General features: G+C 49.0%; 14 protein-coding genes. 2 read left to right on the top strand and 12 right to left on the bottom strand.

Annotation, left to right across the window (positions count from 1 at the left end):
* Positions 1–206: 206 nt before the first annotated feature.
* Entirely contained in the window at positions 207–2,783 is a 2,577-nt protein-coding gene (locus AC50Y5_RS16555) for a glycosyl hydrolase (RefSeq protein WP_494862150.1), read from the bottom strand.
* Positions 2,784–2,952: 169 nt separating this feature from the next.
* On the opposite strand from AC50Y5_RS16555, the gene AC50Y5_RS16560 reads away from it, so the two are divergent.
* The gene (locus AC50Y5_RS16560; protein ID WP_200931617.1) at positions 2,953–3,090 is read left to right on the top strand and encodes a hypothetical protein; all 138 of its coding nucleotides are present in this window, start codon (positions 2,953–2,955) and stop codon (positions 3,088–3,090) included.
* Positions 3,091–3,224: 134 nt separating this feature from the next.
* Here AC50Y5_RS16560 and thiM read toward each other — a convergent pair whose 3' ends face one another.
* The 8 genes from thiM to AC50Y5_RS16600 form a co-directional block, all read right to left on the bottom strand.
* Positions 3,225–4,061, bottom strand: a complete 837-nt coding sequence (gene thiM / locus AC50Y5_RS16565) for a hydroxyethylthiazole kinase (RefSeq protein ID WP_494862152.1) — start codon at positions 4,059–4,061, stop codon at positions 3,225–3,227.
* Positions 4,062–4,254: 193 nt separating this feature from the next.
* Positions 4,255–5,427, bottom strand: a complete 1,173-nt coding sequence (locus tag AC50Y5_RS16570; RefSeq protein ID WP_494862154.1) for a benzoate/H(+) symporter BenE family transporter — start codon at positions 5,425–5,427, stop codon at positions 4,255–4,257.
* Positions 5,428–5,525: 98 nt separating this feature from the next.
* The gene (gene ptsP / locus AC50Y5_RS16575; RefSeq protein WP_494862156.1) at positions 5,526–7,238 is read right to left on the bottom strand and encodes a phosphoenolpyruvate--protein phosphotransferase; all 1,713 of its coding nucleotides are present in this window, start codon (positions 7,236–7,238) and stop codon (positions 5,526–5,528) included.
* A complete protein-coding gene (locus AC50Y5_RS16580) occupies positions 7,231–7,503 on the bottom strand; it encodes an HPr family phosphocarrier protein (RefSeq protein ID WP_056035297.1) in 273 nt (90 codons plus the stop codon). Before AC50Y5_RS16580 ends, ptsP begins: the two co-directional genes overlap by 8 nt.
* A 35-nt stretch (positions 7,504–7,538) precedes the next feature.
* Positions 7,539–8,996, bottom strand: a complete 1,458-nt coding sequence (locus tag AC50Y5_RS16585) for a glycoside hydrolase family 1 protein (RefSeq protein WP_494862159.1) — start codon at positions 8,994–8,996, stop codon at positions 7,539–7,541.
* Between the two features lie 38 nt (positions 8,997–9,034).
* Positions 9,035–9,871: a BglG family transcription antiterminator LicT gene (gene licT / locus AC50Y5_RS16590; RefSeq protein WP_494862161.1), complete on the bottom strand. Its 837-nt coding sequence runs from the start codon at positions 9,869–9,871 to the stop codon at positions 9,035–9,037.
* Between the two features lie 32 nt (positions 9,872–9,903).
* A complete protein-coding gene (locus tag AC50Y5_RS16595) occupies positions 9,904–11,832 on the bottom strand; it encodes a beta-glucoside-specific PTS transporter subunit IIABC (RefSeq protein ID WP_494862163.1) in 1,929 nt (642 codons plus the stop codon).
* A 255-nt stretch (positions 11,833–12,087) separates the two neighbouring features.
* Positions 12,088–12,975 carry a glycoside hydrolase family 43 protein gene (locus tag AC50Y5_RS16600; RefSeq protein WP_056035308.1) on the bottom strand — a complete coding sequence of 296 codons (888 nt, stop codon included), beginning with the start codon at positions 12,973–12,975 and terminating at the stop codon, positions 12,088–12,090.
* Positions 12,976–13,220: 245 nt separating this feature from the next.
* Here AC50Y5_RS16600 and AC50Y5_RS16605 point away from each other — a divergent pair, with 245 nt between their 5' ends.
* On the top strand, positions 13,221–14,522 hold the full coding sequence (locus tag AC50Y5_RS16605; protein ID WP_494862165.1) for a hypothetical protein: 1,302 nt from the start codon (positions 13,221–13,223) through the stop codon (positions 14,520–14,522).
* 122 nt (positions 14,523–14,644) lie between these two features.
* On the opposite strand, the gene AC50Y5_RS16610 is transcribed toward AC50Y5_RS16605, so the two are convergent.
* From AC50Y5_RS16610 to AC50Y5_RS16620, 3 genes are all read right to left on the bottom strand, one after another.
* Complete coding sequence (locus AC50Y5_RS16610; protein WP_056035312.1) at positions 14,645–15,718, bottom strand: hypothetical protein; 1,074 nt, start codon at positions 15,716–15,718, stop codon at positions 14,645–14,647.
* A 369-nt stretch (positions 15,719–16,087) separates the two neighbouring features.
* Positions 16,088–17,080, bottom strand: a complete 993-nt coding sequence (locus tag AC50Y5_RS16615; protein WP_494862168.1) for a formylglycine-generating enzyme family protein — start codon at positions 17,078–17,080, stop codon at positions 16,088–16,090.
* A 43-nt stretch (positions 17,081–17,123) separates the two neighbouring features.
* Positions 17,124–18,680, bottom strand: a complete 1,557-nt coding sequence (locus AC50Y5_RS16620; protein ID WP_494862170.1) for a sulfatase family protein — start codon at positions 18,678–18,680, stop codon at positions 17,124–17,126.
* Positions 18,681–18,703 lie beyond the last annotated feature (23 nt).

The following is an 18,703-nucleotide window of genomic DNA, read 5'->3' on the forward strand; positions in this document are numbered from 1 at the left end:
TTTCCATAAGCAGATAAATTAAACATTGGCTGTTCAAAATAAAGAAACAGCTGCTTTTTAACAAAAAAAGATGGACCATCCGTCGTCTTTCGACGACAAGACTGCTGAAAGGCAACGTTACATCACGATGAAGCTCGCAGAGACCCCTAACACAACAAAAAGGGTTCGAGCAGGGATATCCCCGATCCAACCCTTTTGTTACCTACTTACGGCTCAATTCCCCATACGAGCTGACCATTCATATAGCCGACAACCTGTTCATTGTTTACGAACTGATTGCTGGATGCCTTGAACGAGTAATCGCCCGCTTGGTTGTAATTGGACCAGTCGGTTTTGGAGAAGCGTGCTTGAATTTCTGCGCTCTGGCCGGGATTCAGTGTTCCAGCTGAGGTCGTAAAGCCAATTTCCAAAGCATAATCGGCACCCTCAACCGGAGTCGCCAGTTTGACGAATTTGCCGGTTACATTCGCATTTCCGATACTGGCCCAGTCGATCCAGAAACTCTGATTTCTCTCCCCGTCAATCGTATAATAATACCGGAGCAACACATCACTGAGCTGAATGGCTGCATCACCGGTGTTAACTACTTTGAATTTGGGTGAAATTCCGTTGGTGGAGGCACTCGTATTGCCGTTAAAGGCTTGGACCGTCAGCTCTCCCGCGGGTACGGAAACACCGCTGTCCACAACATTTAGCGTTAATATAGCTTGATTTCCTCCGCTGAAATGAAAGGTTATGACATTCTGGCCCAGCGGCAGTGTGGAAAGATAAGATTTGCTCAGAACGACACCAGCGCTTGATGCCGTATAATCCTGGCCCGATAGAAGGGTATAATTTCCATTTGAGATACTTACAAGCTGGTGCCCGTTTAAGGTAAGGGCGACGATAATATCCTGCGCTAGAGTTGCCGCTTTATCAAATGCTGCACTCACGGGTGCAATGGATGCGCTCGGTGTTGTGTCAACAATTTTGACTTTTAATACGGGATCTTGACCTTGATTGAAATCAAAGACAATCGAATGCTCGCCAATCGGCAGCGTCGCCAGAAATGCTTTTTTCAGCAGCAGCGTATTTCCACTCAAGGTATAATCCTGATTCGCTAACAAGGCATTGGCTCCTGCGCGGAGAGCGATTAACGTATTTCCATTTGAATTCACGGTTATCGCTGGGTCGATTTGATTGGGGGCATACTTGTCAAATTCGACGGTTGCTGGTGTGATGGACGCGTTTGGAATTGGATTTTCAACCTTTAAATCGGGCAGCTCATCGAGCGTAATGACATAGTCGCTTTGGTACAGTGTTGTTAAGGTCGCTGGGTAATTGAAGGCAGAGCTCATGAGATGTTCCCCATACCAAGGCAAGAAGTAGAGCCATCCTGCTTTCTCCTCTGTCAGATTCATTACGCTTGGGACGGTGTCGTTCTCCGTCATGGCCACCATTTTCGTGCCGCCCGTCAAATCAACAAGCTGATAAAAAATAGAGGTAATAGCATCCTCATTGGGGACACCGGACAAGCCGTCATAGCGGTTGTAAATGGTATTGTATTTATCGTATCCGATAATATCCACCTGATCGCCGCCGGGATACCATGCGGGAGAAGTGCTATACACATAACTGTTGTAGGTCCAGATCAAGTTGTGCAAGTCGTATGTCTCTGTAAGCTCGGTATAGATCAGATCCCATAGCTGCTTATACACCTCCGCGCCTGCCGAAGCCCACCAGAACCATGCACCTTCCCCATTCAATCCGCCGTTGCCCTCCGCCTCATGGAAGGGTCGGAAGATCACCGGCACATTGTTATTTTGCAGAATCTCCAGTTGCTCTGCCAAATCCTCAATGGCCATCATCACGTATTGATATTCTTTCGTGCCGGGAATCACCGCACTCGCTGTATTGAAATTGGTTTCCGTCGGTTTGTAGGTGGCTTCTTTCCATTCCACAAACTCTCCAAGCTGATAGGCCGTGAAATTTCGGGGTACAGTAATATGCCAGCTGCTTGTTGCGATCCCGCCCCGGTTGTTCACCCAATCGATCATCCGGGCGGTTGTACCATCCTCCCAGCCGTAAAGCGGATTATAGTTCAGAAAATCGAACCCGCGAATGGCCGGATACTTTCCGGTTAAATTGTGAATCCAATCAAACTCCAGCTCGGAATTGCCGTCATTTCCGCCTCCGTATATCTCCTGCTGGCCGGAGAGCATATGATTGCCGTAAACCTCTGTTAAATAATTCATCAGAAGTTGTGTTTCCGCTGTGGCCTCAGAGTCGGCGAGGACAGGCTGCACATTCAAAGGATCAAGAGCAGCATAATCCACAGTGAAGGTATCAAAATAAGCGAATCCCCAACCTGCCTTCAACTGAATGGTGTTGCTTCCTTGATTCAGCTTGTGATAGCCAAAATCGAAATCCGCCCAATTGGTCGTATAGGGCAGCATATACGAACCCTTCGTAACGCCATTAACGGTTAAAGATTGCTGCCTGCCGTCAGGACTAAGCTCCTGCATATAGCGGGTGGAGATCGTATACATTCCGGTTTCAGGGACAGTCACTGTAAAGGTAATGGTACCGGAATTCTGCATCCAGACAAATCCACTTCCGGAGTATCCGGGCTTCTGTTGTCCGTAAATTTGGGTCGTCACTTGAAGATCGGAGGTGAGCTGAGCATTTTCGCTTTCAATTGTGAAAAGTGCGTTGTCTGCATGAACGGGCGGTGCTGTCATTAATCCAAGCAGCAGAGCAAATGCCAGCATCATTACGCTTGCCTTCTTGATTAAATTTTTCATCCTTTCCCTTCCTCCCATGTCAAAAATGGTAATTGCAAGTTCAATATACAAGATATTGAATGCGCTTTCATAGCAACCATATCATAATCCCCATATTATGTAAATCCTATCTATATTGAAAATTTTTGGCCTTCATTTTTCCATAATTATAAAGAAGAAGGTGCAGACAGTGACCCGTGAAGTGCGGATAGTGGTCTATGATACGGACTTGCAGCTTGAAGCGTATCAGTTCCAAGGCATTATGCTTCGGAGAGAAAAGCCAAGCTGGCAGCTTCCGGCGCATAGGGATGAGCATAGAAGCGGTTAAAGCAGCAGCTGTCCATTTACGGACATTTAACAAAAAAAGATGGACGGTCCGTCGTCCTTCGACGTCTAGACTGCATCCATCTCCTCTTAAACTTGCTCGAATCCGATTAACGTAAAACTGCTATAGTTCAACTGCTATAGTTCAGCAGCTTCTATTATTGCTCGGCCAGCAAGCAGCTCGCCGTCCATCCGGCTAACCGCATCGATAATCGCAATGTGGAACGAGCCGCTGCCTTTGCCTTCCGTTGCTTCTGCGGCAAGCTCGCCGGCAATGCCCATTGCAGCTACGCCCGCCGCGGCCGCGAGCAGCAAATCCCCCTCCTGCTTGGCGCCGCAAAATGCGCCGATCAGCGTGGAGCACATACAGCCGGTGCCCGTTACACCGGACAGCTGCGGTACGCCGTTGCGAATAAGCAGCGTTCGCTCGCCATCGCTAATGACATCGGTCGCTCCGGTAAGTGCCACGATGCAGCCAAGCTTGCTCGCTGCACGCTCCGCAACCTCCTGCGCGGTCACTTCGCTTCTGGCCAGGTCGGCCTCTGAAGCGTCGACGCCCTTCGTCAGCGATTCCAGTCCTGCTGCAAAGCGGATTTCCGATAAATTGCCGCGCAGCACGCTAATTTTCACCTCGCGCAGCAGCTGCTCCACCGCGGCATTGCGCAAGGCCGAGGCTCCCGCTCCCACCGGATCTAGTACAACAGCAATGCCCCGCTCATTCGCCCGCTTCCCGGCGGCGACCATCGACTCGATCGTACGGCGGTTCAGCGTGCCGATATTAATGACAAGTGCCGAAGCAATGGCGACGATATCGTTCATTTCCTCCAGCTCATCCGCCATAATCGGCGAAGCGCCAACAGCGAGCGCAATATTCGCGCAGTCATTGACCGTCACGTAGTTCGTAATATGATGAACGAGCGGCTTATTGCGGCGCACCGCCTCCAATGATTCAGCAATCGTTTGTATGATTTCCATGTAGGAACATCCCTCTCTGCCGCATGACTAGAGCGGCCTTTTAATCTTATATATACCACAAAGCTGGGGTGAACACCTATGAGGATTGGCACAGCTGCATAAAAAAAACGGATCGGCACGGAGCATCTGCTGCTCTCTCTGCCCATCCGTTTGTGGCGGTGCTCTTTATTGCTGCTCGTTATTACTGCTCCTTCTAAACGCTTGCTTCATTTAATGGTTTCGGCTTGCCTTCCTTCAATACTTTGGCGATAAGACAGCCAATCAGCAAAGACCAGACTGGGGATGAAATGCCAAAAAAAGATACATTAGCAATCGCGATAATGAAGGCAAACAAGGTCGAAAACCGGTACGTCGTTTCGGAAAAAACAGCTTGCAGATTGCCAATCAGCACCCCAGCCAGCGAAAAGCCTGACAGCAGCACAATAAACGTCGATGGCAGCCGATTAATCAGCACAAGCATCGCTCCGGCAAACAGGCCGAAACTAATGACCAGCACGCTGCATACGATCCCCGCCCAGATGCGGCTTTTCCTCTCGCCTGCTTCTTCGCTGCTGCATAAAGCAGTCATCATGCCTCCGACGTTGACGGCATGTCCGCCGAAAAAGCCTACGAGCAGCGTACCGAGACCTGAAAATACTACCGTCTTGTTTACTGGCGGATTATAGCCATTTTTCTTTAAGGCAGCCAGCGATACCGCAATATCGTTGCTCAAAATCAATATCGCAACCGGGACGGATATAGAGATAAAGCTGCCCGTCGTAAAGGATGGACTAATCCAGTGCGGCATACTAAATTCAGCTGCCTGAGCCGCAGGAAAGTCATACCAAATGAGCAGGCCGATGACGCCAAATGCCAGCATTCCCAGCAAGGGCGGAATTGATCTATGCAGCCTAGGAACGATAAGAAAGCCCAGAAAAGATACTAAGCCGATCATTGGAAGCTCTTTAATAGCCGGAATAATCGCCACGACATAATGCAGGACAATTCCCGCCAGCATCGCATCCAGCATCGGCTTTGGAATGAGTCCTAGAAGCTTGCCGAATAGGCCGGTGGCGCCAAGCACGACAATAAGCGCGCCTGCCATAATAAAGCTGCCCGCCAGCTCCTTTATCGGATAATGCAGCGCCGACGCGCTTAGAAAAGCGACCGCGGTCAGCGAATGGCAGCCCGCAAACGGCATTTTATAGCGGAGGATAAGCCACAAATTCAGTGCCCCGCCAATCACATAAACCGCAAACAGCCACGATAAAGCTTCCGCCCGGCTAAGTCCAAGCGCATCGGCAGCTTGTATAATGAGCACCGCGCCGCCTGTACAGGCCATAATCGCTGTCGCGAGTCCGCTCGAAATATTTTTTGTGTTCAGCATACGTTTTCCTTCATGCTCCCTTCCCTAACACTCCTGCTGCAAGGAAAAATAACAGCATAAAGCTGGCTGAAATGACAGCCAGCTTTACACACATCCTCTTATTCTAGTATTTCTTCTACTAATTGTACAACCTCATGTCCTGTCCCGCACATCAGCGCCTTCGCAGCAAGCTGCTTCATCTCTTCCTGATTCAGCTTCGCCATGAGGCTGCGAGCGGGAAGAATCGAGCTTGCGCTCATGCTGAATTCATCCAGTCCGAGCCCGAGCAGCAGCGGAATAGCGGTTTGATCGCCAGCCATTTCACCGCACATGCCCGTCCATTTGCCCGCTGCATGGGCAGCATCAATGACATTTTTGATCAGACGCAGCACGGCAGGATTATACGGTTGATACAAATAGGAAACCCGCTCATTCATTCGGTCCGCCGCCATCGTATATTGAATCAAATCATTCGTGCCGATGCTGAAAAAATCGACTTCCTTCGCAAATTGGTCTGCCAGTACTGCTGTTGACGGAATTTCCACCATAATGCCGACCTGAATGTCATCCGACACCGCTTTTTCTTCGGAAAGAAGCTTTGCCCGCTCTTCTTCGAGAATCGCTTTCGCTGACCGGAACTCCTCCAGCGTCGCAATCATGGGAAACATAATGCGCAGATTGCCGAAGACGCTGGCGCGCAATAAAGCTCGCAGCTGCGTGCGGAACATATCCTGCTGCTCGAGGCAAAGCCTTACCGCACGGAAGCCCAGAAAAGGATTCATTTCCTTCGGCATATTCAAATAAGGAAGCTCCTTGTCACCGCCAATGTCGAGCGTACGCACGACGACCGGCTTCCCTTCCATTTTTTGCAGCACAGCTTTATAAGCGTTAAATTGCTCCTTCTCCGACGGCATGCTTTCTCTGCCCATATACAAAAACTCGGTGCGGAACAGCCCCACTGCTTCGCCGCCGTTGCCTAGAACAGCTGCCACATCCGCCGGTGTTCCGATGTTTGCCGCCAGCTCGACATGAATACCGTCCTTGGTTACGGTTGGTTCATTCCGCAGCTTCGCCCATTCCGCCCGCCTCGCTTCATACTCGGCTTGCTTGATTTTGTAGCCTTCAATGGTGGCCGCATCAGGATGCAAAATAACTTCCCCTGCCAAGCCATCAATAATGAGCAAATCTCCGCTTTGCACCTGCTCCATAATTTCCTTCGTGCCGACAACAGCCGGAATTTGCAGCGTTCGCGCCATAATGGCGGAGTGGGAGGTCCGTCCTCCAATATTCGTCGCGAAGCCTTTAACGAAGCTTGGATTGAGCTGCGCCGTATCCGACGGCGTCAAGTCCTCGGCTACCAAAATAACCTCCTCATGAATGGCGGTCAAATCCTGAAGCTCCACGCCAAGCAAATGGGAAAGTACGCGTTTCGATACATCGCGCATATCAGCGGCACGCTCGCGAAGGTAGGCGCTTTTCATATTTTCGAACATCTGTACGAGAATCGCCGATACCTCTTGCAGCGCAAATTCCGCGTTGACACGCTCGCTTTGGATTTTCTCCTCAATCGGGCCTACCAGCTCGGGATCGCTGAGCACAAGCAGATGCGCTTCAAATATTTCCGCCTTCTCCTCGCCCAGCTCTTCAAGCGCCCGCTGCTTAATTTGCTGGAGCTCGATCTTGGATTTGCCCAGCGCTTCATGAAGGCGGGTCATTTCCAAAGCCAGATCATCCACCTTCCGCTTTTCTACAATGAGCGATGCCGATTTTAATATCATCGCTTTGGCGATAGCAATGCCATCCGCTGCCGCGATGCCCGTTATTTTAAGCATGAACAACACCAAGCCCCGCTTGCGTCATTACATCCTCTAAAGCTGAAATCGCTTCTGCCGCATCTGCTCCGTCTGCGCTAAAGGTAATCAGCTCACCCGCTTCAAGATCGAAGGACAATAGGCCGAGAATGGATTTCAGCGTTACCTTTTTACCATTTGCTTCTGCGTAGACTTCCGTTTCAAACTTGCTCGCCGTATTGACAAGCGCCGTCGCCGGTCTTGCGTGGATTCCGTCTTCGTCTGTAATTTTAAATGTTTTTTGCATGATTTCTCGCTCCTCATCCATTGTTTATATTTATATTAAAGCCCGTTATTCGAGATAACGTCCTTGTACCAATAAAAGCTTTTCTTCGGTGTTCTAGCAAGTGTTCCATTTCCGTCATTATCCTGGTCAACGTGAATAAAGCCGTAGCGTTTTTCCATTTCGGAGGACGAATAGCTGATTAGATCAATACAGCCCCAGCTCGTATATCCGATGAGTTCAACACCGTCGAGTATTGCCTCATGCATTTGCTCTAGATGCTGCTGGAAATAAGAGATGCGGTAATCGTCCTGGATGCTGCCGTCCTCTTCCACTTTATCGTGAGCGCCCATCCCATTTTCCACGATGAATAAGGGCACCTGATAGCGATTGTACAAGTCATTGAGGAAAATCCTTAAACCGACAGCATCAATTTGCCAGCCCCATTCACTCGTTTCCAAATACGGATTTTTAACCCCGCCGATTGTATTGCCGCTAACCTGCTCCATACGTTCGCTATCCACACTCGTCACGAGAGACATGTAGTAGCTGAAGGAAATAAAGTCTACGGTATGTGCTTTTAGCAGCTCGTCGTCGCCCTCATGCTTTTCAAGCTGTATGCCCTTCTCCCGGAACAAGCGATCGATATATTTCGGATAAGCGCCGCGTACCTGAACGTCGGTGAAAAATAAATTAAACTGGTTGTCCAGATAAGCGACGAGCACATCTTTCGGATTTGGCGTATTCGGATATTTGATCAGGCAAGTGAGCATGCAGCCAATTTGCGAGTCTGCCACAATCTCATGGCAATACTTGACGGCAAGGGCGCTGGCAATAAATTGATGATGCAAAGCCTGATAAACGGATTGCTCCAAATTTTCGAAACGGTCCGGAACCATTCCTCCGCTCGTAAACGGATGGCGGATGATGCTGTCAATTTCATTAAACGTAATCCATTGCTTGACCTTATGTTTATAGCGCTCGAACACCACTTGGCAGAACCGGACAAAAAAGCCGACCACTTCCCGGCTCGTCCAGCCGCCATATTCGTTGACGAGATAAAGCGGCATTTCATAGTGGGACAAGGTCACGAGCGGTTCTATGCCATGCTTAATCAGTTCGTCGAATAAATCGTCATAAAATTGCAGCCCCGCCTCATTCGGCTCCGTTTCATTGCCATTTGGAAAAATCCGTGACCAAGCAATGGATACCCTCAGCACCTTGAAGCCCATTTCAGCAAACAAAGCGATATCTTCGGGATAACGATGATAAAAATCAATCCCTCTGCGCTTCGGATAATCTGAGGCATCTGCCGTCTCCATCGCCTCTTTAATCTGTTCCTCGCTGATTGAGTTATGCTTCTTGTAATCCGCTTTGCTTAGATGCTTCCGATACATCGCTACATCGGCGGTCGAAAGCCCTTTGCCGCCTTCGTTCCAGCCGCCCTCGACCTGATTGGCGGCGATGGCGCCGCCCCATAAAAAACCTTCAGGAAATTTGCGAAAATTGCTGCTCATCTGTTCCACTCCTATCTTCTATTGCCTGTTTATAACGGCTAGCCTCTTGAAACGACCCGTTTAATATGCAAAATGAGATACATTTTCTCTTCGTCCGAAATCGAATAGCCAAACTTCTTTTCTATATACTGCTTGATTTTCAGCACGCATTTATTCACTTCGGGGTACATGCCTACGATTTGGTCAGCCAATGCGTGATCGTCAGAATCGAGCATTTTGTTCTCCGTCAGCCGCTGAATGAAAAATTGCAAATGCGTCATAAATCGCGAATAATTGATCGACTGCGGTTCCAGCTCAATATCGAAATATTGCTTAATCATTTGAAGAATATCTTTATACGTATCCGTCATTAAAATAACCTGGCTCATATTATCTTCCGTTTGCTGGGCATTGACCAAGTGGAAAGCAATATTCGCCGCTTCCTCCTCAGGCAGAGCAACACCCAGCCGCTGCTCTATCAACCCTAGCGCATATTCGCCAATGCTGAATTCAAACGGGTAAAACTTTTTCACTTCCCACAGCAGCCGGTTTTGAATCGTCATATTAACCTTGAACCGTTTGACCGCCATATGCAGATGATCGGTTAAAGCAACGTAGAGATGCTCGCTGAGCGGCTTGTTCAAACGCCCCTTCGCAAACGTTATAATTTCATCTGCCAGAAAAAGATAGTCCTCGGGAATTTCCTTCATCAGCTTGGACAGGTTAGCGAAAATATCGTCGCTTTGCGGCACATAGATTTTTTCAATGTCGCTCTCCCTGATTTTATCGCCAGCCTTGCTGTTGTAGCCGATTCCCTTCCCAAGCACAATCACTTCCTTCTGATCGTCGCGTTTGGCGAGAACAACGCTGCTGTTGAGGATTTTGATTACTTTCATCTGCGAGCACCCCGTCGTTGATAATATTTAATTTATATAACGGTCACCAGCCGCGTATCGGGACCTGCCGGACTATTTTCATCCTGGGTCACAATTTCCAAATAATCCGCGGTATTCGTTACAATGACCGGAGTCGTCGTATCATAGCCAGCTTGCTTGATGGCCTCAAGGTCAAATTCAACGAGAAGCTGCCCTTGTTTAATGACGTCACCCGCTGCTGCATGAGCCGTAAAATGCTGGCCTTTCAGCTTCACCGTGTCGAGGCCGATATGAATAAGCAATTCCACGCCGGAAGCAGACTTTAACCCTAAAGCATGCTTCGAACGAGTCAGCGTCTCCAGCGTGCCGTCAAAAGGAGCGACTACCCTTCCGGCACTAGGACGAACGGCCATGCCTTTACCCATCAGCTCTTTGGAGAACGCCTCGTCTTTAATGTCGCGAAGAGCGACGCTTGTTCCTTCCAGCGGGCTGTAAATATAGCTTTTCGCATTGGATTTGACGATTTGCGGAGTCGGTTTTGCTTGCTCAGACGCTCCAGCATGCTGCGTTAGCGTAGTGGAGGAAGCAGGTGGGACAACCGTTCCATTTGCAGCTGCAGCTGATTGAGCCGTATCCTGAAAACCAATGAAATAAACCGCAAGGAACGTAATCACTGCCGAAATAATCAATGTGATAATTGCATTTATTATGTTAGCCGAAGAATCCGAGCTGATGTACATGGGAAGCGAAGCAAGTCCAGGACCGACTGCTGCATAAGCTTTTAGCTGGACAATACCGGAGTAAGCTCCGGCTATTCCCGCACCGATCATACAGCCGATCATCGTTTTCTTTAAGCGCAAATGAACGCCGTACAACGCTGGCTCTGTAATGCCGAACAAACCTGAAATGCCTGCTGAAATCGCCAGCGACTTGAGCTTGGCATCCTTCGTCTTGAAAGCAACCGCCAAAGCACCAGAGCCTTGAGCAATATTGTAGGAAAGCATTGCAACCAGCAGCAATGTGTCATAACCCGGCGAAGCAAGAGATGTAAATACGACGGGATAAAATACTTTGTGCATGCCGAACATGACGATGAATGGCAAAATAATCGCCATGAGCGCAACCGTCAGCCATCCAGCCCGATCCTGAATCCAATAGACTCCCGTAGATAAGCCATTGCCTACATAAGTTCCGAGCGGCCCAATGACGATCAAGCCGACAGGCACAACGATAAGCAGGACAATTAACGGCTTCAGAAAAATTTTAACGGGCCCTGGCGATACCTTATCGGCAAATCGCTCAATGTAGGACATGAACCACACAATAAGAATAATCGGGATCACCGTCGAAGCATATTGGACGACAGGTATTGGCATGCCGAGAAAAGCGATCGGCACCTTGCTGTTGAACAAAGCCGTCAAATTCGGATGAAGCAGCACGCCCGCAATCGATACCGCCACATACGGATTAACTTTGAACTTCTGCGCACTCGTGAATGCGAGTAAAATCGGCAGGAAATAAAACGCTGCATCGCCGACAATCGATAGAATCACATACACTTGATTCTCTTTAGCCAACCAGCCTAACGAAGTAACAAGCACTAAAAGCGCTTTCAACATCCCGGCAGCGGCAATCGCCGGAATGACTGGCTGGATAATGCCCGAAATGGTGCCGGCGAACAGGTTGAACCCCGCTTTAAACCCTTTTTCCCGTTTAACGCTGCCAGATTCTGCATCAATAGTGGTCATTTGGGCTAGCTCCCTGTACACATAACCTACATCATTGCCAATAATAATTTGATATTGCCCGCTGCTATTGACGACATCCAAAACGCCATCCAGCTGTTTAATCGCCTCTGTCTGCGCTTTCGCCGGGGTTTTCAAGGTCATTCTCAGCCGGGTCGAGCAGTGGATGACGCTGGAAATGTTGCTTTCGCCGCCAACCTTGTCCAGGATGGACTTCGCCGTCTCTTTGTAGTTCATAATGTTCCCTCCAGAGATTGTAAGCATGCAAATATAGGCAACAAAAAAAGACCTAAGACGGGCAGGTAAAAGTAAAGATTACCTACCCAATCTAGGTCTTGCCTGCCGAACAGTAACATGCCTGTATTGGATAAAATATGAAGTTATTGGTTGTGAAGCTTGATTGTTTAGTCTCGAGCTGTTTGGTAAATAAGCGCTTAGCCCTATTATAGCCAGATGTTTAGAAATTGCAAATCTTTTTTGCCGACATGCCGTTTATTCCATTTGATCAAGCAAAATAAATTGGCCATCCGCTTCTTCCAAGCGGAAAATGACGGGACGCTCCTGCGGGTGCTTGTTAGGCGCATGAATGGTCAGGCATAGCTGGCCTTCAAACGTTCTAAACAGCATGCCATGGCCCCCGTCCTTCGCAAACAATGGCTCGGCGTCCTGAATCCATGGCCCTGTAATTTGCCCGGAAGCCGAGCGGGCAATACCCATCGTATAGCCTTCCTGACCAGACGTCGACCACATCATGACCAGCTCGCCATTTGCCATGCGATATAGGAAAGGGCCGTCCGTGACGTAGTTTTGCTGATTGTCGCCACCGCCGACCGACCACACAGCATCCGAAGCTTTGAACAATAAGACCGGCTCGCCAATAGCTTGCTTGAAATCACGAGTAATCCGCACCGCATACATTTCGCCGTCCTGTACCTGCACCCACTCCTTGCAGAACACCATCCACGGATCGCCATCATTGTCGATGAACAGCGTGCCATCCAGGCATTCCCAATCCGGCGGGGTCAGCGCCCGGCTCCATGGCTCGAACGGCCCTTGCGGCTGGTCTGCCGCCAGAACGCCCGTTACCCGCGGAATGCCGTCCGCTTTGAAGCTGGCGAACATATAATAGCGGCCTTCCCACTCGTACACCTCCGGTGCCCAATAGTGATGGTCCGACCAGAAGTCCGGCTCAGGCCGGAAGCACGCAATGGGCCCCTCCCACTCAGCGAGATCGTCGCTCTCATAAACGTCAAAGCCTAGCGCTTTGCCGCTCCATACATTTTGCCCGGTGGAGCCGTACAAATAATATTTTTGGCGTGTTTGGTCGACTAGTATATATGGATCGCGAAAATGAATATCTCCCAGCTGTTTTTTGCTCAAATGAAACGCCCCTTTGCGCTATTTTAATCGTATTCACAAATGAATTAATGAAATCATTAATTAAAGAGCATATAAATTAACCTTACCTCATCATATAATTTGAAGGGCCTGATCGCAATCTTTTTTTGAAGGAGACAACTCTGTGCTAATTGTGACCCAGCATGCAACAAATTGTGCGTATATTCGTCTGAAATGAAAATGCAGGAAAATAATTAATCGTTTATTTCACTAAGGGAAGTGCAAACATGAAAGCAAAACATATAACCGTTCAAGGCTGTATTTTATTCAGCCTCTTAATAAGTGGTTGTTCGAATGATAGCCAAATAGGGACACCCACAGCAACCGAGAAGCCCATTTCAACGGCTCAGCCTGCGGCTGCCGTTACGAATTCGGCTGCTGAGCTGAGCAGCCTGAGCTTTACAACGAGCCGCAACGCCGATGGCAGCCTAAGTGCAGCTTTACCCGCTTCTTTCGGCCATTATTCAATGAGCAGCAGCCCTCCTGTCGAGCTTCAAGGAAGCATCTATCACATGGTCAATCTGTACCGCGGCGACGATAACGTTACAAATGCGCTTCTTTCCCACCGCCCCGGACAGGACGAGGTAAAGGTCGAATGGAGCGAGACGATTACCGATTCCAACAATCGCTGGTACAATTCTTTTCATCCCGGGAAGGAGCGGCAGCTTCTCAAACTGGACGAGGAACGGCTCGTGTTTCTTGAACCGGAAATCATTGGCGACAGTGGTCGCTACCACCTGTCCACTTTAAATGCAAAATCAGGTGAAATGGCACGGATTAGAGAGGATTTTTGGCCGCTGGCTGACGACTACGATTACATTTATCAATATCAATGGAACGAAGAGAAGCAGCAGCTGTTTATGCAGAGCTATTTGGGGAAAGTGTGGTTTTTCGACCTGCAAGGCGAGGACAACCAGGATCGGGTGCCGGAAAAGTTGCTCCGCGTCATCCCTCATTCGACGACCGGAGCCCCTTCCTTGTTCGTTTCACCTGACTTTGAACGTTTCGTCCACAACGATGAAAGCGGGGAGGTTACTTTTTACACGGCTGACGGACAACCGCTTAAAAGTGTTAAACTTCCGGAAAAACGCTATGTCGCCTCCGAATTGATGAAATGGAATCCGGCAGGCACCGTGGCCTGGATGGATACGGCTCCAGAGCAGCGGCATCGCATTACAGGCATCGATATTGATTACTTAAAGCTGGCTCCTCAGCAAATTCATTTTTATGACCATGATGGACTGCCTATTGCTTCGTTGAAAGCCGCGGCAGGCGATCATTCAGCGATAGAAGTCGTTCGGTGGCTTGATTCTAACGTCGCTCTCATCAAAGCCTATACCTATGCACTAAAAAACACTACGAATTATGACATAGAAGAAACGGATATTAGCTACTACAGCTATGATGTCATTCATAAAGTGAAAAAGCCCGCTGATGCAGCGCCAGCAGCACCGGTCAAGGATTCGGCCGCCAAGGCGGAACCGCGCATTTCCGAGGATGGGCGAACCCTTATATATGAACAAGGTTAAAAATGGGGCGTAATAAGCGGGCACTCTGCAGCAGCAGAGCAGCCTCTCAATCTTTATGAATTGCAAAAGGCTGACGATGGATTAATGCCCATCGTCAGCCTTGCATTTTTCAAACCAAAGCCTCAGCTATGCACGGAGGACGCTTCATCCAGCGTCTCCTGCTTCAAATTAATGCTGCCCGCGTCATCAATGAACCCAATCAGCTTCTCAAGCGCTGAAATTTCCAAAGCTTTAATCGTTTCCACACATTGCTTCATTTTGCCAATGAGGAGCAGGTCCTCACTAATTTCGAGTTTCAGATAGAGATTGCGCAGCACAAGCGTTTTGTCGACTAAAAGTGCAAATTCATCAGCTAACGCAGCTGACGGCTTAATCCTTCCTGTCTTGCTTAAATAGTCAAAAAGTAAGCGCATGCATTTTTTATGCTCATACAAAATATGAAAAGGCAAGCTTGAATGCGCGGTGCTCTGTTGTTCAATCCGATCAAGAAAATGCTGTAAATCCGTATAAACATCGATGCCGTATGAGGCCTGCTCCCTCGGCTTCGTGAATAAAGGCATTCGTTCGTATGAATTTCTAGCGTACAAATAATCCTTCAGCAGCTTGCTCGCTAACGAAAAATTAAATTCATAATGCTCGACTTGATTTAATTCAATGACCACGATTTTGGAGCGATTTAACACTTGTCCATAAATCCCCTGTTTCGCAGCATGAACAAGCGCCGGAATGGAGATGGTGACAGCCATGTACTGGGCGTTGAAATAATCCATCAGCGTAAATTCATTTTTCTCCAAATCATAGCCCGTAATAAGCAATTGGCTTCTTCTATTGGCCTTCCCATAAAAATTCGAATAAGGCACATAAAAATAATCGCAATTTATATAAACATATTGATTGTTGTCAATGCAGCTAATAATGAACTCATCTAATGGAGTCAATTGGTTAATTAGACTCAATTCTATTTCTTGCGTATAAATCCACGGGTTATTGTTGTGCCTCCAAATGAGGGGCTCCCCTAAATAAAAGCTCAGCCAATGAATGTCTTTATCGAAGGGCTTATCTGTATACAGCTGTATAAAATGATTCAATATCCAGGCTTGAGACTTTTCATCATTACTCATTACTGCTAAAAAATGGGAATATCTTTTGTACCCCACAACTATTGGTATCGTTACAGGCAGCATCTTTTTTGTCAAACGATCCTTCCTTTCTCATTATAATTGAGGGCTTGTCACAATTATTTTTTGAGAAACTCTAGATGAAGATGACACAGTATGTAGATCAAACCGCAGCAAAACACCCCTCCTTACATCCTTATTTGTAATAATTATCCTATAATTGTAACGTAATCATTCACCGGCTGCAATCCTTTTTGATTAATTGAACAGCCTCAGTCCAATACCGTACAGGGACGAGTCCGCCTTTAAATTTGTTTAGTGCGCTATCGTCTCCAAAACCATCAGAGGTCGCCAGCCAAATTCAACAGAAAGACTCTCCCATCTGTTCAAGGAACAGGTTGGAGAGTCCATTATTGAAACGCTGATGAACGACAGCTGTCACCGCACTCACTCAAGAAAAGAATCAGCAGCGCACCTAAATCCAATGTTGCCAGTTGAGCTATCAGGCGTGTTGCTGGTGCGTGCCGCAACGCGATACCGGTTGCAATAGGAGTCATGGCACAGATAGGAGCCGCCTTTCATTGTTTTGGAGGAGCCACGAGCAGAATTACGTGAACCATTGGCACTATGGTAGCTGGGACTAAACCAGTCATCGCACCATTCCCATACGTTGCCGGTCACATTGTATAAACCGTAACCGTTAGGCGGGTAGGCATCCACCGGGCATGTACCGAAGTATCCGTCCGGCGCCGTGTTTTCGTCTGGAAACTTGCCGTGCCAAATATTGCTCAGATTTTCTCCCTTTGGCTGAAGCACGTTCCCCCAAGGGAAAACTTGTCCATGCAAGCCACCGCGTGCCGCGTACTCCCACTCCGCTTCCGTGGGCAAGCGTTTGCCCGCCCATCGACTATAAGCTTCGGCATCATTCCATGACACATGAATAACGGGATGATTCAGCTTGTCGTCCACCGTTGTTCCCGGCCCTTCCGGCGCACTCCAGCACGCGCCATTGACGGCGAGCCACCATGGCGTGTGGAGGACATATTGGGGGTGAAGAGCCTTTATTTCCTCAGAAACAAACAGGTGGAAAACGAAAGACCATCCGAATCGCTCCGCTTCTGTTACATAACTCGTTTCTGCTACAAACCGGCGAAATTGCTCATTCGTCACCGTATATTTATCCATATAAAATGGAGCCACGTAGACTTCACGCGCCGGTCCTTCACCATCCGCTGGAAAACCCTCCGCTCCATTTGTTCCCATCAGAAAAGCAGTACCGCCCAAACGTACGCTCTGCGATAGGTCTGGAGCCAGAACGTGACGCTGAACGTTGCTCTCTTGCCACAAATCGGTTCGATTTTCGGCAGCCCGCCGAGTGCCTTCCGCTGGCGAAGGCACCCGGCGAACTGCGCAGCAGTTGCGGGGTGTTGACTCCTGCATGCGATTCCCTCCTCTTACTTATATGAAGACGCTGAACACCAGCTCATTTGCTTGACAGAAATGTCTTCTGCCTAAGCGTTTGCTGGAATGCTTGCTTTGTAGCCGCGACCTCCTCCTTAAACTCACCGGGATGCCTGCGCTTCAGCTCTTCAATATGATGACCGCGACCGGTTTCCTGCAACCGCTGTATATAATTTTTCAAATACCCTTTGGCATGGGCAGGCCCGCCCTCCTTGATTACCGTCCACAGCGGATCGGTATCATCTCCACTTCTGGCCATCATCTCGTCATGCCACTCCTGGAGGTAATAAACGGCCTCCCTACAGATGGCCTTATGCTGACCGGCAACATTGACCTGCTCATAGGGGTCCTCTCGTAGATTAAACAGCATCTCCTTGTCGAACAGATGAAAGCCGTCGTGGTAGGTCCGAATATAGATCCAGTCACCGAAGCGGACGCTGCGCTGGGCGACATGCGCGCATTGGGAAACCACAACGTATTCCCGTCCACAATTCTCGCTTTGGGTCAGCGTTCGGGCATAGCTAAGTCCGTCCCATAACGGTGAGGGACGTTCGCCCAGCAGCTCCGCAAAGGTCGGAGCCAGATCCAGATGGTAATGCAAGCCATCATCTACCCTTCCTTGCGCGATGCCCGGTCCGCGAATAATCATCGGCAAGCGGCACGTTCCCTGATTGGCTGTGGAGTGCTCGCCGTAGATGCCGAGATGCCCCATATTTTCGCCATGATCAGCCGAGATAATAATGATGAGTTCTTCCATCACACCTTCCCGCTCCAGACTGTCAAACAGCTGCCCGATATGATCGTCCATATAGCGAATGCCCGTATCGTAGCCGTCAATCACTCTGCGAAGCTCGTCCATGTCGCGAATTTCTCCAGGGTGGCGCGGATATAGTGGAGACGTTTTGTTGTTGTAGGTTTTTTCGACAAAATCAATATTGAGCTCCTGCGCGCTATGCGGTCCGACCTTCTGGCGATGCCCTTCCAGAACCTCAGCGGTCAGCCATTCAGGCAGCTGCTGCACGGCAAAGGGATTGCCGTATTCTTCTGGAGCGCGGTATGGCGTATGCGGGTCCCAGAAATTGATATACAGGAACCAGTCTTGTTCGGAGGCAGCACTGCGCTTAATCCAATCCAGCGCCACGGGCGTGACCTGATGCGCGGATTCCATGCCAAAGCCGCCCGTGTCATGAATTTCATTAAAACCCGCATAAAAGGCAAAGGTGGAATGACGGTACGCAAACGGACTGATTAATACCGTCTTCAGCCCGCCCGTTAATTGAAGAAACGAAGGCAGCGAGCCTCCCCTGGACAGCCTTCCCATTAATTCCCGATTAACGCCTTCGAGCTTCATGTCTCCGGCCGTGCCTCCATGACCCACAAGCCCGTTGCTAATACCGAAACGGCCGCTCATCAGCGCCGTCCGCGAAGGGGCGCAAGGTGCGTCCGAGGTATAATAATTGGTGAAGCGAACGCCCTCTGCTGCGATTTTGTCTATATTCGGTGATGTCTCGCGATGATAGCCGTAACAGCCCAAATGCTGTGGGTTCGTGGAATCCAAATCTAAAAATAATACTTTCACAAAACAGTCCTCCCTAAGCAATA

The organism is Paenibacillus sp. JT22N7 (genome assembly GCF_059383875.1).

What these genes read in the sequence shown, in the direction of transcription:
- AC50Y5_RS16555 (WP_494862150.1), bottom strand. Translation starts at nt 2,783, where the DNA reads ATGAAAAATTTAATCAAGAAGGCAAGCGTAATGATGCTGGCATTTGCT.
- thiM (WP_494862152.1), bottom strand. Translation starts at nt 4,061, where the DNA reads ATGGAAATCATACAAACGATTGCTGAATCATTGGAGGCGGTGCGCCGC.
- AC50Y5_RS16570 (WP_494862154.1), bottom strand. Translation starts at nt 5,427, where the DNA reads ATGCTGAACACAAAAAATATTTCGAGCGGACTCGCGACAGCGATTATG.
- ptsP (WP_494862156.1), bottom strand. Translation starts at nt 7,238, where the DNA reads ATGCTTAAAATAACGGGCATCGCGGCAGCGGATGGCATTGCTATCGCC.
- AC50Y5_RS16580 (WP_056035297.1), bottom strand. Translation starts at nt 7,503, where the DNA reads ATGCAAAAAACATTTAAAATTACAGACGAAGACGGAATCCACGCAAGA.
- AC50Y5_RS16585 (WP_494862159.1), bottom strand. Translation starts at nt 8,996, where the DNA reads ATGAGCAGCAATTTTCGCAAATTTCCTGAAGGTTTTTTATGGGGCGGC.
- licT (WP_494862161.1), bottom strand. Translation starts at nt 9,871, where the DNA reads ATGAAAGTAATCAAAATCCTCAACAGCAGCGTTGTTCTCGCCAAACGC.
- AC50Y5_RS16595 (WP_494862163.1), bottom strand. Translation starts at nt 11,832, where the DNA reads ATGAACTACAAAGAGACGGCGAAGTCCATCCTGGACAAGGTTGGCGGC.
- AC50Y5_RS16605 (WP_494862165.1), top strand. Translation starts at nt 13,221, where the DNA reads ATGAAAGCAAAACATATAACCGTTCAAGGCTGTATTTTATTCAGCCTC.
- AC50Y5_RS16615 (WP_494862168.1), bottom strand. Translation starts at nt 17,080, where the DNA reads ATGCAGGAGTCAACACCCCGCAACTGCTGCGCAGTTCGCCGGGTGCCT.